This is a genomic window from Staphylococcus durrellii (assembly GCF_015594545.1).
GTDB lineage: Bacteria > Bacillota > Bacilli > Staphylococcales > Staphylococcaceae > Staphylococcus > Staphylococcus durrellii.
In genome coordinates, this window is record NZ_JADIIO010000001.1 from 2,268,273 (window position 1) to 2,284,258 (window position 15,986).

The 15,986-nt window shown below is 33.8% G+C and carries 10 protein-coding genes and 1 pseudogene; 1 reads left to right on the forward strand and 10 read right to left on the reverse strand.

Going from position 1 to position 15,986, the window contains the following annotated elements; genetic code table 11:
* Nucleotides 1-136 precede the first annotated feature (136 nt).
* The 3 genes from ISP02_RS10980 to ISP02_RS10990 form a co-directional block, all read right to left on the reverse strand.
* Nucleotides 137-3,247: a YSIRK-type signal peptide-containing protein gene (locus ISP02_RS10980; RefSeq protein WP_195721585.1), complete on the reverse strand. Its 3,111-nt coding sequence runs from the start codon at nucleotides 3,245-3,247 to the stop codon at nucleotides 137-139.
* A gap of 157 nt (nucleotides 3,248-3,404) precedes the next feature.
* Nucleotides 3,405-4,145, reverse strand: coding sequence for an alpha/beta hydrolase (locus ISP02_RS10985; RefSeq protein WP_195721586.1), 741 nt, complete (start codon nucleotides 4,143-4,145; stop codon nucleotides 3,405-3,407).
* A gap of 66 nt (nucleotides 4,146-4,211) precedes the next feature.
* Entirely contained in the window at nucleotides 4,212-5,423 is a 1,212-nt protein-coding gene (locus ISP02_RS10990; RefSeq protein ID WP_195721587.1) for a CynX/NimT family MFS transporter, read from the reverse strand.
* A gap of 267 nt (nucleotides 5,424-5,690) precedes the next feature.
* Between ISP02_RS10990 and ISP02_RS10995 the strand changes: the two genes are divergently transcribed.
* Nucleotides 5,691-7,133, forward strand: coding sequence for an MDR family MFS transporter (locus ISP02_RS10995; protein ID WP_195721588.1), 1,443 nt, complete (start codon nucleotides 5,691-5,693; stop codon nucleotides 7,131-7,133).
* Between the two features lie 531 nt (nucleotides 7,134-7,664).
* On the opposite strand, the gene ISP02_RS11000 is transcribed toward ISP02_RS10995, so the two are convergent.
* The 7 genes and pseudogenes from ISP02_RS11000 to xpt form a co-directional block, all read right to left on the reverse strand.
* Nucleotides 7,665-8,207, reverse strand: coding sequence for a PepSY domain-containing protein (locus tag ISP02_RS11000; protein WP_195721589.1), 543 nt, complete (start codon nucleotides 8,205-8,207; stop codon nucleotides 7,665-7,667).
* A gap of 151 nt (nucleotides 8,208-8,358) precedes the next feature.
* Nucleotides 8,359-8,613: pseudogene (locus ISP02_RS11005) on the reverse strand (3-oxoacyl-[acyl-carrier-protein] synthase III C-terminal domain-containing protein); the annotation flags it as partial.
* Between the two features lie 772 nt (nucleotides 8,614-9,385).
* Nucleotides 9,386-10,129 carry an HAD-IIB family hydrolase gene (locus tag ISP02_RS11010; RefSeq protein WP_195721590.1) on the reverse strand — a complete coding sequence of 248 codons (744 nt, stop codon included), beginning with the start codon at nucleotides 10,127-10,129 and terminating at the stop codon, nucleotides 9,386-9,388.
* Between the two features lie 745 nt (nucleotides 10,130-10,874).
* Nucleotides 10,875-12,416 (reverse strand): glutamine-hydrolyzing GMP synthase, encoded by a 1,542-nt coding sequence (guaA, locus tag ISP02_RS11015; protein ID WP_195721591.1) that lies wholly within the window; start codon nucleotides 12,414-12,416, stop codon nucleotides 10,875-10,877.
* Nucleotides 12,417-12,436: 20 nt separating this feature from the next.
* Nucleotides 12,437-13,903, reverse strand: a complete 1,467-nt coding sequence (guaB, locus tag ISP02_RS11020) for an IMP dehydrogenase (RefSeq protein WP_195721592.1) — start codon at nucleotides 13,901-13,903, stop codon at nucleotides 12,437-12,439.
* A gap of 42 nt (nucleotides 13,904-13,945) precedes the next feature.
* Nucleotides 13,946-15,202 carry a xanthine permease PbuX gene (pbuX, locus tag ISP02_RS11025; RefSeq protein ID WP_195721593.1) on the reverse strand — a complete coding sequence of 419 codons (1,257 nt, stop codon included), beginning with the start codon at nucleotides 15,200-15,202 and terminating at the stop codon, nucleotides 13,946-13,948.
* Nucleotides 15,199-15,792 (reverse strand): xanthine phosphoribosyltransferase, encoded by a 594-nt coding sequence (gene xpt, locus ISP02_RS11030; protein WP_195721594.1) that lies wholly within the window; start codon nucleotides 15,790-15,792, stop codon nucleotides 15,199-15,201. Before xpt ends, pbuX begins: the two co-directional genes overlap by 4 nt.
* Nucleotides 15,793-15,986 lie beyond the last annotated feature (194 nt).

Consider the following 15,986-nt stretch of genomic DNA (forward strand, 5'->3'; position numbering starts at 1 on the left):
TTATACAAAATTATGGATGAAACAATAATAACTATATGATATTTCAATAATTACTTTATTAATTATCATTTATTGTCCACAACAAACAAGGCATACCATCAATCATTATTGATGATATGCCTTTATTTGATTTGTATTAATCTTCCTGTTTTTTACGTCTACCTATTAAAGTCAAAATACCTAATAATGATAATACCGCACCTAAAATTGGTGTAGTTGCTGAAGTACTATCTCCAGTATTTGGTAATTTCTTATTAGTAGCAGATTGGTTATTTTGCGTTGCAGAAGCTGTATTTTTTACCTTTTGCATTTTTTGTGTTGTTACAGCATGTGCTTTATTATTTACCGTTGTCATTTCTTGGGATTTTTTAATATTCACTACTTTCGGTGTTGATTGCAGCGCATTCTTATCTTTCGCTACACGTGAATTACCGTTTGTTACTTCATTACCCATAGATTCATCTACTACTAGTTTTCCATCTCTATTTAAGTTGTCATTAGATTGATTACCTTTTGGATTAGTAGCTACTTTACTTGAAGCATCTCTTGGTGGTTGCGCTACTTTATTTTTACCATCTTGTATACCCATGTTTTGAGGTTTTTTAGTATCTACCTGCAGGCCATCTTGTGGCTTCATGTCTTTCTTTTTAGATGAATGATTACCAGATTGTTGTTGATTGCCTTTTGGTTGTGATTGATTATTACTAGAATTACCATCCTCTTGTGGAGCATTACTGTTTCCACCGTTTTGCTTACTACCTTGATTATCTTTCACATCAGATTGTTGGTCAATGTGATGCTGTGATTTTCGATTTTGTTGATCTAAGTCTTTAACTACGCCATTCCACTCTGGGCCTAAGTTTTCTAAATCAATTGTTTCTTCTGGATAATCTGGGGCCACTTTTTGTGCTTCTATGTCTTTAACTACGCCATCCCATTCTGGCCCTAAATTCGTTAAATCGACTGTCTCTTCTGTTCTCTCTGGTACCTGATCTGATTCTAATTGACGGTTTACGTCATCCCACTCTGGTCCTAAGTTCGTTAAATCGACCGTCTCTTCTGTTCTCTCTGGTACTTTATCTGATTCTAATTGACGTGTTACGTCATCCCATTCTTTACCTAAGTTCGTTAAATCGATTGTTTCTTCTGTTCTCTCTGGTACCTTATCTCCTTCTAATTGACGGTTTACTTCATCCCATTCTGGCCCTAAATTCGTTAAGTCCACTGTCTCTTCTGTTCTCTCTGGTACCTTATCTCCTTCTAATTGACGGTTTACTTCATCCCATTCTGGCCCTAAATTCGTTAAGTCCACTGTCTCTTCAGATTTTTCAGGAACCTTTTCTGCTTCTAGTTGACGTGTTACGTCATCCCATTCTTTACCTAGGTTCGCTAAATCGACCGTCTCTTCTGTTCTCTCTGGTACCTTATCTCCTTCTAATTGACGGTTTACTTCATCCCATTCTGGTCCTAAATTCGTTAAGTCCACTGTCTCTTCTGTTCTCTCTGGTACCTTATCTGCTTCTAGTTGACGTGTTACTTCATCCCATTCTTTACCTAAGTTCGCTAAATCGACCGTCTCTTCTGTTCGTTCCGGTACTTTATCTGCTTCAAGTTGATGTGTTACTTCATCCCATTCTTTACCTAAGTTCGCTAAATCGACCGTCTCTTCTGTTCGTTCCGGTACTTTATCTGCTTCTAATTGACGTGTTACGTCATCCCACTCTGGACCTAGGTTTGTTAAATCGATTGTCTCTTTATCAGGTGCAACATTTTGATTAGAGTTATTAGTTGTATTTGAAACCGGTCCATTTGATGATTGTGTACTCACTGTTCCTTGAATTGATGTAGAGGATACCGTTGAATTTCCGTTGCCACTTGAAGCATTGTTATTAGCTCTTCCGACATCTGATGGACCTGCTGCTAAAGATGGTGTTTGGTTTTTCGGTGACACACTATTATTTGCTACAGAATTATTTTTAGGACGTGACGGCGCAAGCCATTTAGATAATTCAGGGCTTACCGCTCCATTACCACTACCATACGGTGAACCAAATGGTGATTTTAAAGGTGTAGTCGGAGTATTATTATTCTGCTTTGGTGTTAAGTTATTGTTATTTTGTTGAGGCGATGAGCTTTGAAAGCTACCTATAAATGGTACCAGTGTGCCATCAGATAAAGTAACTGTTCCATATTTATCTACACTAATCGCATCTTTGCCAAGAACATTTCCAACAGCATTCTTTAATTGATCTTCTGGTGTAAGCGTACCACCTTGATTATTTGAAGATGTACTATGCTTTTGATCTTGAACATTCGTATTAGGCGTGTTTACTGAATTATTATTTCTACTAGGTTGGGTACTTGGCTGATTTCCTTGCGTTCCTTGAAATTGCCCAACAAATGGTACCTGTGTGCCATCCGATAATGTAACTGTTCCATATTTATCTACACTAGTCACATCTTTGCCAAGAACATTTCCAACAGCATTCTTTAATTGATCTTCTGGTGTAAGCGTACCACCTTGATTATTTGAAGATGTACTATGCTTTTGATCTTGAACATTCGTATTAGGCGTGTTTACTGAATTATTATTTCTACTAAGTTGGGTACTTGGCTGATTTCCTTGCGTTCCTTGAAATTGCCCAACAAATGGTACCTGTGTGCCATCCGATAATGTAACTGTTCCATATTTATCTACACTAGTCACATCTTTGCCAAGAACATTTCCAACAGCATTCTTTAATTGATTTTCTGGTGTAAGCGTACCACCTTGATTATTTGAAGGTGTACTATGCTTTTGATCTTGAATATTCGTATTAGACGCACTTGCTTGATTATTAGCTGAATTACTATTTGTTGATTGGGAAGGTGCATCTAGTGCACTTGAGCGTCCGGAATCTAAAGTTGTGTTGTTTACTGGATTTAAAGCTGAAAAATAGTTAGGAGCCGTATGAGCACCATAGTAATTATCTTTTGATCCACCTAAGTTTCCATATCCACCACGAGGATTATATGCATCTAAAGTGGTTGTATTTACTGGGTTTAAATTTGAGAAATTAGTGTGAGCTGCTTTACCATTATTTGAATTAAATTGATTATTTTCTATGTCGGCAGCCCTAGCAGAATCATCATATAATCCAAATATAAATATCGAAGAAACTAAAGCTGAAATAACACCAACTTTGTATTTTCTCAATGAATAATTTTTTTGGTTCTTTCTACTTAAATCATTAAAATATCTCTTCATAATGGCATCTAAATCTCCTCTCTATATTAAAAATTATATTCTTTAAACTATTATATAAACCTAACTCTCATTGAGAAGATGTATATGCTAAGTAGTAAAATATAGAGAAGATTAAGTAAAAAAAGTACGGTATAAATACCATGCTTTCAATTATTTATTAATTATATTGTGACAGAAAATCTATTACATCATCTGTTACTGCTTCTTTCCCTTTACCTTGTGTCATTAAATGATGACATAAATCATAACCTTTAATATATTTTTGCTCATGTTCAATTTGCTTATAGATATAACTTGCACTTTTTTCATATGAAACTTCATCTTCTTTTCCATACTTTATCGCAATTGGAGCATCTATATGTTTAACGTTAGACATAATATCATCTACCATTCGTTTAAATTTATATAACCCCGCTTCATATTGTGGTATTAGTGCAATTTGTCGATTGATTTCATCATTTTCTAATCCTAAAAGTTGCCCCATACGCGATCCATAATTTGCGAGTCTCATTTCTAAGCTTGCATCGTCTTTTTTATACGGTGTCGACATTACTACTACTGAATGTACCGCTTCTTCTTCAGCTAATTTCAATGATAATAATCCACCTAATGATACACCAAGTACCGTAATTTTTTCATAGCCTTCATCTTTTAATTTACGGAAACCTTCGTATGCGTCATTCCACCAATCATGAATCGTATATTTCATTAATTCTGAAATCATTAATCCATGTCCCTGATATGCAGGTACCATGCACGTATAACCAATTTTATTTAATTTTGTAGCTAATAATTTTACGTCTCTAACCGTTCCAGTAAATGAATGTAGTAGCAATATTGCATGCTGTGCCCTTTCATTTTCTAAATATATTGAGTTAGGCTCTTTTACATTAATCATTTCATTTGTCACTCCAATTATTAATTCCAATACTAATAATACACCAGCGTCATTAATTTAAAAATATCATTCATTATCTTCGATCACTTTATTTTTAGCTGCTGGATAGCCAAATATAAGTACCAATACCGCCATTGTTATCAAGGCAATAATTGCCGAATTCCAATGTCCTGTTGAGTCGTGTAACCACCCAACAAAAAATGGACCCATAGCAGCAATTAGGTAACCAATAGACTGTCCAAACCCTGACAGTGCAATACTGCCTTTACTTGAGCGTGCTCGGATAGAGAAAAATGTCATACACAAACTGAAGCATGCTCCCATGGCTAATCCTATAATAATGATACCAATGACTAGGAATGTTAAAGATTGAGTGAAGAATAGACAATACCCAGTGATAAATAAAATTACAATAACGACTACTAATACTCTTTGATCTTTTAATTTAGATGCTAGTATTGGAAAGACGAAAGTCATAGGCACTTGCGCGAACTGACTTAACATAAATAAGTAACCCGCAGTGCTAGGACTTAAACCACGATCCATTAAAATACTTGGAATCCAAGCTACATTTGTATAAAAAATCATAGATTGAAAAGCCATTACCATAGCTACCATCCATGCTAATTTTGAATTAAGTACTTTTACTTTCTTATGACTGTCTGATTGAACTTCTTGATTTAAATGGCTCTCTTTTTCCTTTTTTATACCTTTACCGACTTTAGGTATCCATAAAATCAAAGCAATAATTGCAAATAATATCCAAAATGCTAATGAAACTCTAAAGCCTAATGGTGACGCAGTGGATAATGGCACACTTGCCCCACCACCTATGCCTGCAGTGAAATTCATTGTACCGCTATATAAACCGGTCGCCACGCCTATCTGTGCAGGAAATGACCATTTCACATAACTTGGTAACACGACATTACCAAAAGCAATAGCTATACCTAATAATAACGTGCCAATAATAAATAAATTAAAATCTCCTAATACTCGTATAATAAGCGCTGCAATGAGTAATAACGTACTGTAAACAATCGTCCGTGACATAGTTAATTTATCAACGACTTTTGAAACTAAGGGAGAGACAATTGCAAATACTAGTAATGGGATTGTTGTTAAGATACCTGCAACACTATTATTGATGTTCATAGCATCTTTTATTTGATCTATAACGGGTCCGACTGAAGTCAGGGGTGCTCGTAATGTGGAAGCCACTAATACAATTGCAAAGACAATCCCCCAATTTTTAGTTATTTTAGCTGATTCATTCACTTTATCCCTCCATTATGTATGTCATTTTACAATTTTTTATTTTATATACCATAACATTGACACATTTCTATTAAAATAAAAATAATAAAATTAAAAAACTTGTATTTTTCAGCTATACAGCCAAATTTTTCGGTAATCTAATTTAATAATTTAAAAATTCTAATAATTTTTATATTATTTTTTAAAACCAACAGGTTTGCTTTGCTAACTAAAAAGCGTTAAAATTTATATCTGTGAAGTTTTAGAAAAGAAAAAGAGGTAATGTATATGTCATCTGAAATGATATCGACTAAAAAAAGAAATACAATTATTTTAGTAATGCTCAGCAGTGCTTTCGTTGCAATGTTAAACCAAACATTATTGAATACTGCTTTACCAGCAATTACGACTGGTTTAAAAATTGATGAAACGACTGCCCAGTGGCTTATCACAGGGTTTATGTTAGTTAACGGAATTATGATTCCTCTAACTGCATTCTTAATGGACCGGTTCCATACACGTCCATTATATATATTCTCGATGAGTGCCTTTTTAATAGGTTCAATCTTAGCAGCATTTTCTCCTACCTTCAGTTTACTGATGATAGCCAGAGTAATTCAAGCTATCGGTGCCGGATTATTGCTGCCATTAATGCAATTTACAGTATTTACTTTATTCCCTTCTGAGAAACGTGGTTTCGCGATGGGACTGACAGGGATTGTAGCACAAACAGCGCCGGCAATCGGTCCAACACTTACTGGTTTTCTTATTGATGCATTCAGCTGGAGAGCACCATTTATCGTTGTAGCAACAATAGCTATCATCGCATTTATTATTGGTATTATTTTCGTGGAAAGTAACAACACGACTAAACATAGAGAACTAGATAAAACATCTGTTATTTATTCAACACTAGGTTTCGGCCTTATGCTATATGCGTTTAGTAGTGCAGGTAACTTAGGATTCAATTCACCTATCGTTATCATTTCACTAATTATCGGGTTAATTATAGTAGCTATTTTTGTTACGCGCCAAATTAAAATCGATAATCCATTATTAAATTTAAAAGTATTTGCTAATAGAACATTCGCATTATCTTCAATAAGTTCTATGGTTCTATTTATTGGAATTGTTGGCCCAGCGTTATTAATTCCTATATACATTCAATCTGGTTTAGGATTATCAGCTATTCTTTCAGGTTTCGTTATCTTACCTGGTGCAGTTGTTAACGCATTTATGTCAGTTTATACAGGTAAAATTTACGATAAATATGGTTTGAAAGTATTAGCCATTCCCGGCTTTATAATATTAATAATTATGACTATATTGCATTGCTTCTTATCTTCAAATACGCCTTATTGGTATGTCGTTGTTATATATGCAATAAGAATGTTTTCGGTAGCATTAATTATCATGCCGTTAAATACAAAAGGTGTTAACGCGCTAAATTCAGAAAACATCTCCCATGGGACAGCAATCATGAACTTCTTACGTATTATGGCAGGTGCAATTGGTACCGCAGTTATGATTACTATTTTAGCAATTGTTAGAAAAAGTTATACCGCTCAACATGCGATGACTGAGAGTAAAACTGTTATGAATCAACATGCTACAGTCCAAGGTATAGATGCCGCATTTATCTTTACGACTATCTTATTGATTATTGGCTTTATTTGTACTTTATTCATTAAAAATGATAAAAAACTAGCAAACAATAACACAAACGACTAAGTATAATTAAGCAACACTTCTTAATATTGAGGTGTTGCTTTTTTAAATGTTTCATACGAAACATTGTTATAAACTGCTAATCATTTAGATTATAATTTATAATAATTTGATATATTAGTATATCTTTATTATTATTTATAACAATATAAATCACTTGAAAATAAAATAACTTTATTACGTTGCATTACTACAAGTTGTATTGGCTTAATGCTTTTAAAATTGATGGCAGAGCGTGACGTAAAGAATTTTGTTTTCCCTTTTTAGCTACAATATTTTCAATAGCTAATTGGATCTCTAGCTTTACCGTAACTTTATGAAGGTTCATGATTTAGGTATGACGATGAAAATACCTGTTATTTTATATGTATTTATAATTTTAGCTAACATTAATGATTTTATCCCAATTATAAATATCGGGCTTAATGGATACAACACTATTAAAAATAGCGTAAATAAAAAGCGGGCTCAATGTACTGATTGAGCTCGCTGCTTAATATTTATATATAATAAAGGTAATACTACGAATAATAATTAATCATCTTTTTCGTTACTTAGGACTTTACCATTCTTGGCATTAATAGAAATTTCGTGTTTAGTTTTACCTTTTTTCAAGTCCATGTCATAAACTAATTTACCTTTATCTTTGGATAATGACCATTCACTTACATCGCCATTAAATTTGCTTTGTCCTTTTTTAAGTGCTTTTTTATAGCTTATTGCATCACTATATTTAAAGTTTTCATTTTTATCAATATGATCTTCTTTTTCAGTTTCTTTACTTAAAACTTTATTAGACTTATTAGCAACAATAACTTCAGATTCTTTGCCTTTTTTCTGTTGCGCTATTTTATAAGCCCATTTGCCGTGACTCTTCTCGAAAGCTATTTCTTTAACTTTTTGGCCACCATATACACTTTTAGCTTTTTTAACAGCTTGTTTTGGTGACGTCTTAATTTGACTCACCTTAATTGTATCGTTACTTTTAGCATTAGCAGTCTGTGCTCCAGCGCCTCCACTAAAGCCAGCAAGTAAAACCCCAGACAACGCTATTGCAGTTAATCTTTTGAATTTCATAAACAACCAACCTCCTTACGTGTAATTTTCCCATCGTACATTGCATAAAACACATTTTATTCAAAATTTTTATGCACCGAATTTAGAAAACGCGTCACTCTAGTTTTCACTAAATTACAACATTACTTAGGAAAATATTATTTTATAAGGTCTATTTTATTAAAGTTGAAGCATAAGCGAGTCCACCGCCGAAACCGACAAGCAATAAATTATCGCCTTTTTTAATTTTATTTTCTTTAACAGCTAAATCAATGGCTAGTGGAATCGTAGCAGATGATGTATTGCCATAATAGGCTAAACTCATGAGTGCTTTTTCTTTTGCAATATGAGATTTATCACAAATTGACTCAATCATTCTCGCATTCGCACTATGTGGCACAAACCAATCAATATCTTCCTTGTCATAATCACTCTTACCAATTGTCTCATTAATAAGGGTTGTGGTTATACAAAACATGATGTTTCAAATCTTACTCATGGCACGGTACGAATGATACAACTTAATAAATAATAAATTTTTCCTAAATATTATTTACGTTTCCGCTTCTATTCAATTTTTTCTAGGTTAGAAGCTTTTTTAATATAAAAACCAACATAAATTTTGAAAAAATTAAAAAATAATTGCTATTTAGTAAATTTTAGAAAGATATTATTTTCTATTATGTAGTAAAATTAAACCAATAGAGAGAAAAGGTACAATTTGCGTCACACTAGATAATGCGTAAATTGTTTGCATCATCAAAAAATCATGAAATGAGGTGAAGCTTGAACACAACGTATTATATAAGGGTCTCTAAAATAATATCTCTATACTAATAAGTAATATGCCCTTTTGATAGTACTTAAATTGCTTATTTATAATTCCACAAAATATAATACCCTCTACACCTTCTCCCTTACTTTACCCTTTTAAGTCCAACAGTATTATCGCTTGATAACTTTTACAATTACTTTTTTAGTTAAATAATGCGTTGTGTTAACTACAAAAATAGCCCCTCAAGCTTCTGCTCGAGGGGTTTTATTATTAAAAAATAATTTGTTTCATTAGGTAGAAAGACTGCACTTTCACTATCTTCTGGGTAATAATGACCCATTTAGCCCCCCAAATAACCTCATTTGCTTTTATAAGCATTTATATATCATTCTTGAAAATCTATTAGTATATATATCCTTTTTAGTTAAAAACAGTTTAGTGACTTGGCCACAGAATTAGAATTATCCTTTATTAATTCTACATTATCAAAATCCAAATCTTCTAAATCTATTCCTACATAAAAAGATTTTTTAGCATTTTTAAGTAATTCGTAATCATTTATGTCATTTCCATATGCTATATAAGATTGATTTCCTATTACCTTTTTTAATGTAGAATACTTATTAACTTCTTTAGCTGTAATATCTATATTCCTTTCCTTTTTATGATAGTTAATAGATAAAATAGTATCAAATTTTTGAAAAAATTCTTCTAACTTTGCATAAAGTTTTTCAGGTACATCAATTAATATTATTTTGATAGATTCAGTTATTTCACTCATATTAACATTACTAGCTAATTTATCCGGATCTAATTGTCTAAATATCTTATTTTGTGGATTTACATATGCTGAATAATTAAAAGTGCCATCAATGATATAGTTTAAATTATTCTCTCTAATGATTTTCTTAATCTCTGTATATTCATTTTGAGGAATATGTTTAATGATTGAGATATCATTATTTTTAGATATAATCGAACCATTCCCTCCAATCAAAATATGATTTTTAAAATCTTTAACTACTGGAACTAAATCTCTTATCGGACGAGCAGATGCAAATATGATTTGGTGTTCTTTTTCCAGCCTATTAATTTCTCTATGTAATTCTGGTTCTATAAATTTTCCATTAAAACAAATAGTTCCATCTACATCTAATACAAATAACATATATACTCTCCTTTATTTACAAATATAATTATGGAATTGAATAGCAGTTTATTAAAATTGACAGCCAAAATTTTACAAGCCTATTTTATTATATAAAAATACAGCTCGTTTATGGGTGTCCGAATACATGCAAAGCAATGCTTTCTATTCATTTATTTTCGCAGTATTCTTCTATACATTCCATCATTTTCACACCTAAACCTTGTCCTCTATATGTATCTAAATTTAAATATCATAATAAAACAAACCTTTTTAACATCAAATATATGTCCATAGATAGCCTATGTTTTCGTTAATATTAATCATAGATAGTAAATAATGGTTAGTTGTATTTAATCTTTCTGGCAGTAATTAGATGTACAATTAAATTTTAATTTGAACATAACATAACTTTCTATTGAAAATAACCATTTAGTGACTAGTGTGGCTTGATGGAAGCTATATAACTATTATCCTGAACACGTTAATAAAGCATTATATGATATATGTAACAGCAACTTTAAACGTATTAAGGTGCATGGTTTAACATTGCAACTATGCAAGAAATACAAGATAGATTAGGTCACGGCACTATAAGTTAGAAGAGATCTGTTTAAGTACATGTTACTGAATAGCAACGTGATAAAGTTTCCGATACAATCGCTAACTATATCAAATTTTTAGACGCAACGTATTCAAGGCAAAATAAAAAGAGCTAGAAAGTGCACTATAGCAACATTTCTAACTCTTTTCTTATGTTTATATATTATTCCCACTCAATAGTGCTTGGTGGCTTAGAAGTTATGTCATAGACTACGCGATTGACGTGGTTGACTTCATTAACGATACGGCTTGATATTTTTTGTAAGACTTCCCAATCGATACGGGCAAAGTCACTTGTCATACCATCGATAGATGTTACTGCACGAATGCCTACTGTGTGGTCATAGGTACGGTAGTCTCCCATGACACCGACTGACTGGATGCCTGGTAAGACGGTAAAGTACTGCCATACTTCACGTTCAAGACCTTCCTCACGGATAACTTGACGTAAGATAGCATCAGATTCTCTAACGATTTCTAATTTATCTTCAGTGATTTCACCTAATACACGAATACCAAGTCCTGGACCTGGGAATGGTTGTCTCCAAACTAAGTGTTCAGGGATACCTAATTCAATACCTAATTCACGTACTTCATCTTTAAATAATGTATTGATTGGTTCGATAAGTTGGAATTCCATGTCTTCCGGTAAGCCACCTACATTGTGGTGAGACTTAATCGTTTGAGCAGTTTTTGTACCTGATTCGATAACGTCAGTGTAAAGTGTCCCTTGTGCAAGGAAATCTACGCCTTGTAGTTTAGAAGCTTCATCATCGAAAACATATACAAATTCATTACCGATGATTTTACGCTTTTGTTCTGGATCTGAAACACCAGCTAGTTTGCCCATAAAACGTTCTTGCGCATTAACACGAATAATATTCATATTAAAGCCTTCACCAAATTGTTCCATAACCATGTCGCCTTCACCTTTACGTAACAGGCCATGGTCAACAAAGATACATGTAAGTTGATCACCAATCGCTTTATGTAATAACACTGCGACTACTGATGAATCAACACCACCGCTCATCGCACATAGCACGCGTCGATCGCCAACTTGCTTACGAATTTTCTCTACTTCAATATCGATAAAGTTTTCCATCGTCCACTCACCTGTACATTCACACACGCGACGAATAAAGTTACGTAACAAATCATTACCATATTCAGTGTGACGTACTTCTGGATGGAATTGCACGCCGTAGATACGACGTGATTTATCTTCAATTGCTGCATAGTTCGTGCTTGGACTGTCAGCAATCACTTCAAACCCTTCAGGGATTTCAATAACTTTATCAGAGTGACTCATCCACACGTTTTGTTCTTCTGGTAAACCAAAAAATAATTCGTCTGTCTTAGCGTTAATAATTGCTTTACCATACTCACGTTCATTAGCACGCTCAACTTTACCACCCAATAATTTCGTAGTTAGTTGCATACCATAACAGATACCTAAAATCGGTATACCTAAATTATAAATTTCAGGATCTATAGTAAATGAATCTTCTTCATAAACTGAATTAGGCCCCCCAGATAAAATAATACCTTTAGGATTCATTAATTTAATTTCTTCAATAGAAATTTCATGATCATGTAATTCGCTGTATACGCCCATCTCACGAATACGGCGCGTGATTAATTGGTTGTATTGACTCCCGAAGTCTAAAACAAGAATTAACTCTTGCTCTTTAGCCATTTCCATAAGTGTTTTTCTCCTTTAACTTAGAATGAGTAATTTGGTGATTCTTTCGTAATTTGAACGTCATGTGGGTGACTTTCTGCTAGTCCTGCAGGGCCCATACGTGTAAATTGAGCTTCTTCTCTTAACGCTTCTAAGTTTTTAGAACCAGTGTAACCCATACCTGATCTTACACCGCCCATTAATTGATATACAGTGTCTTGTAAAGAACCTTTGAAAGCAATACGTCCTTCAATACCTTCAGGTACGAATTTTTTAGGTGTTTTATCTTGTTGGAAGTAGCGATCATTTGAACCACTCTCCATCGCACCTAAAGAGCCCATGCCACGATATACTTTATATTGTCTACCTTGGAAGATTTCAGTTTCTCCTGGGCTTTCTTCAGTACCAGCAAGTAAACTACCTAACATTACTGCATGTCCACCTGCAGCTAATGCTTTAATAATATCGCCTGAGAATTTAATTCCACCATCTGCGATAATTGTTTTACCATGTTTGCGTGCTTCATTGGCACAATCATAAACAGCTGTTATTTGAGGTACACCAACGCCCGCAACGACACGTGTCGTACAAATAGAGCCAGGACCAATGCCTACTTTTACTACGTCAGCGCCTGCTTCATATAAAGCTTTAGTAGCTGTTGCTGTTGCTACATTACCCGCCACTAATGTTACTTGCGGGAATTTTTCTTTAATATGACGTACTTGTTCTATAACGCCTTTGGAATGTCCGTGAGCAGTATCTATTACCAATGCATCGACGCCTGCTTCTACTAATTTTTCTGCACGAATATCAGTATCTTTTGCAATACCAATTGCCGCACCTACTAATAATCTGCCATGTTCATCTTTAGCTGAATGTGGGAATTCTAATACTTTTTCAATATCTTTAATTGTAATTAGGCCTTTTAATTGGCCATCTTCAACTAATGGTAATTTTTCAATCTTGTGTTGTTGTAATAACTCTTCTGCTTCGTCCAATGTTGTGCCTACTGGGGCAGTAACTAGCTTTTCTTTTGTCATTACGTCAGAAATTTTAATTGAAAAATCTTCAATAAAACGTAAATCACGGTTTGTAATGATTCCTACAAATTGCTTTTCATCGTTATTATTAACGATTGGCACACCAGAAATACGGTATTTCCCCATAAGTGCTTCTGCTTCGAACACACTTTCTGATGGAGTTAAGTAAAATGGGTCAGTGATAACGCCATTTTCAGATCGTTTAACTTTCTGAACTTCATCTGCTTGGTCTTCAATGTTCATATTTTTATGGATAACACCTAATCCACCTTGTCTTGCCATCGCAATAGCCATTTTCGATTCAGTAACGGTATCCATACCTGCTGAAATAACAGGAATGTTTAATTTAATCTTATCTGACAATTGAACACTCAAATCTACATCTTTAGGTAAAATATCTGACTCCGCCGGTAATAGTAATACATCATCAAAAGTTAAAGATTCTTTTTCAAACTTATTTTCCCACATTATTAAACAGCCTCCATTTTTGTTTATAGTTACTTTCATAACTTATGCTTTTTGTTGGTTCTTAATGCCATTAAAGAAGAAATTCAGAATAATTGCAGATAACGCTCCGAGTACGATACCGTTTTGTACTAACCATGCAAATTGGTGACCAAATGCTTTAAAAGCCTGAGGAACAGCACTTATGCCGGTACCTAGTCCAACTGAAACAGCTATTATCAGCAAATTATTTTGATTTTTAAAATTGATATTACCTAATATACTAACACCATATGCCATAACCATGCCAAACATAGCTATCATAGCGCCACCTAAAACTGGTAATGGAATCATATTCGCCATTGCACCAAGTTTTGGAATACACCCACAAATTAGCAATAATATGACCATTCCATAGATGACTTTATTTTTCTTAGCGCCTGATAAAGATACTAGTCCCACGTTTTGCGAATAAGCTGTATAAGGGAATGAATTAAAAATTGCGCCTAATACAATGGCTATCCCTTCAGCAGTATATCCTTTACGAAAGTCTTTGCGCGTTAATTGTCTATCTGTTATTTCACTTAAAGCATGGTAAACGCCAGTAGACTCTATCAAGCTAACTAAAGCAACAATAAAAAAGACAATTGTAGCGCCAAAATCAAAGCTTAATCCAGAAAATCTAAAAGGTTGTGGTAAGGCAAACCAATGCGCTTCTCCAACTTGTTTAACATCAACTACGCCAATCATAGAAGCAAGCACTGTGCCAACAACCAATCCTATTAAAATAGCAATAGACTTCATAAATCCTTCCGTAAATCGTTGCACGACTAAAATGACAATTAAAGTTATGATACCTAACAAGATATTCTTGCCATCGCCATAATCTTTAGCTCCTTCTCCACCGGCTAAATAATTCATCGCTACAGGCATGAGATTAATGCCAATAATCGTTACTACACTACCCGTTACAACCGGTGGAAAGAATCTCACTAAATATGAGAAGAACGGTGCAATAATTATTACTAATATACCTGACAATAATAAAGAACCATATAATACGCTAATCCCTTTTGTTTGACCAATTAAAATCATTGGCGCTACAGCTGTAAAGGTACAACCTAATACTATAGGCAACCCTGTCCCAGTACCTTTCCATACTTGTAAAAATGTAGCAACACCACACATAAAAATATCAACAGTCACTAAAAATGCAATTTGTTCTGATGAAAAATGTAAGCTCGTGCCTACGATTATTGGAACAAGTATTGCTCCTGCATACATAGCAAGTAAATGTTGAACACTTAAAATAAATGTCTTCATATTTCCTCACTTACTATTTCATCAACGAATGTGACATTGTTACCTTTTAGAGAGGCAATCTTACATAACGAAGATACTTTTAATCCTGCATCTTCTAATCGTTGTCTACCTGATTGGAAACTTTTTTCTAAAACGATGCCAACGCCAACTGTTGTTGCTTGAGCTTGTTGAACAATTTCGTTAAGACCTAGTGAAGCATCACCATTCGCTAAAAAGTCATCAATGATTAACACACGATCATCTTCAGATAAAAACTCATCTGACACTACGACTGTGCTTGTGGTATTTTTAGTAAACGAATGTATGTCAGCTTGATAAACATCTTTAGTTAATGTGCTTGGTTTAGCTTTTTTAGCAAATAAGCAAGGCACATTAAAGTGTAATGCAGCCATAATTGCTGGTGCAATGCCTGATGCTTCAATAGTTAATACTTTAGTAATCCCTTCACCTTTAAACTGTTCATGAAAAGTATTACCGATTTCATGCATAAGTTGCGCATCAATTTGATGATTTAAAAAGCCATCTACTTTTAAAATCTTTTCATCAATGACCACGCCATCTTCTTTAACTCTTTGTTCCAACAAATCCACTCGAAAAACCTCCTCGTAATGTGTACAAAAAAGACCCCAAACTAGTGAAGTTTCAGGATCTATGAGTGAACATGCAATACATAAGCGTGAACAATGACTAAAATAATCAACTATAATGCCCTCTATTATCGTTTACCTTTCCCGATAGTAAATTAATAAATTGGCGATAATAACCAAACTTCATTCAGTTATGC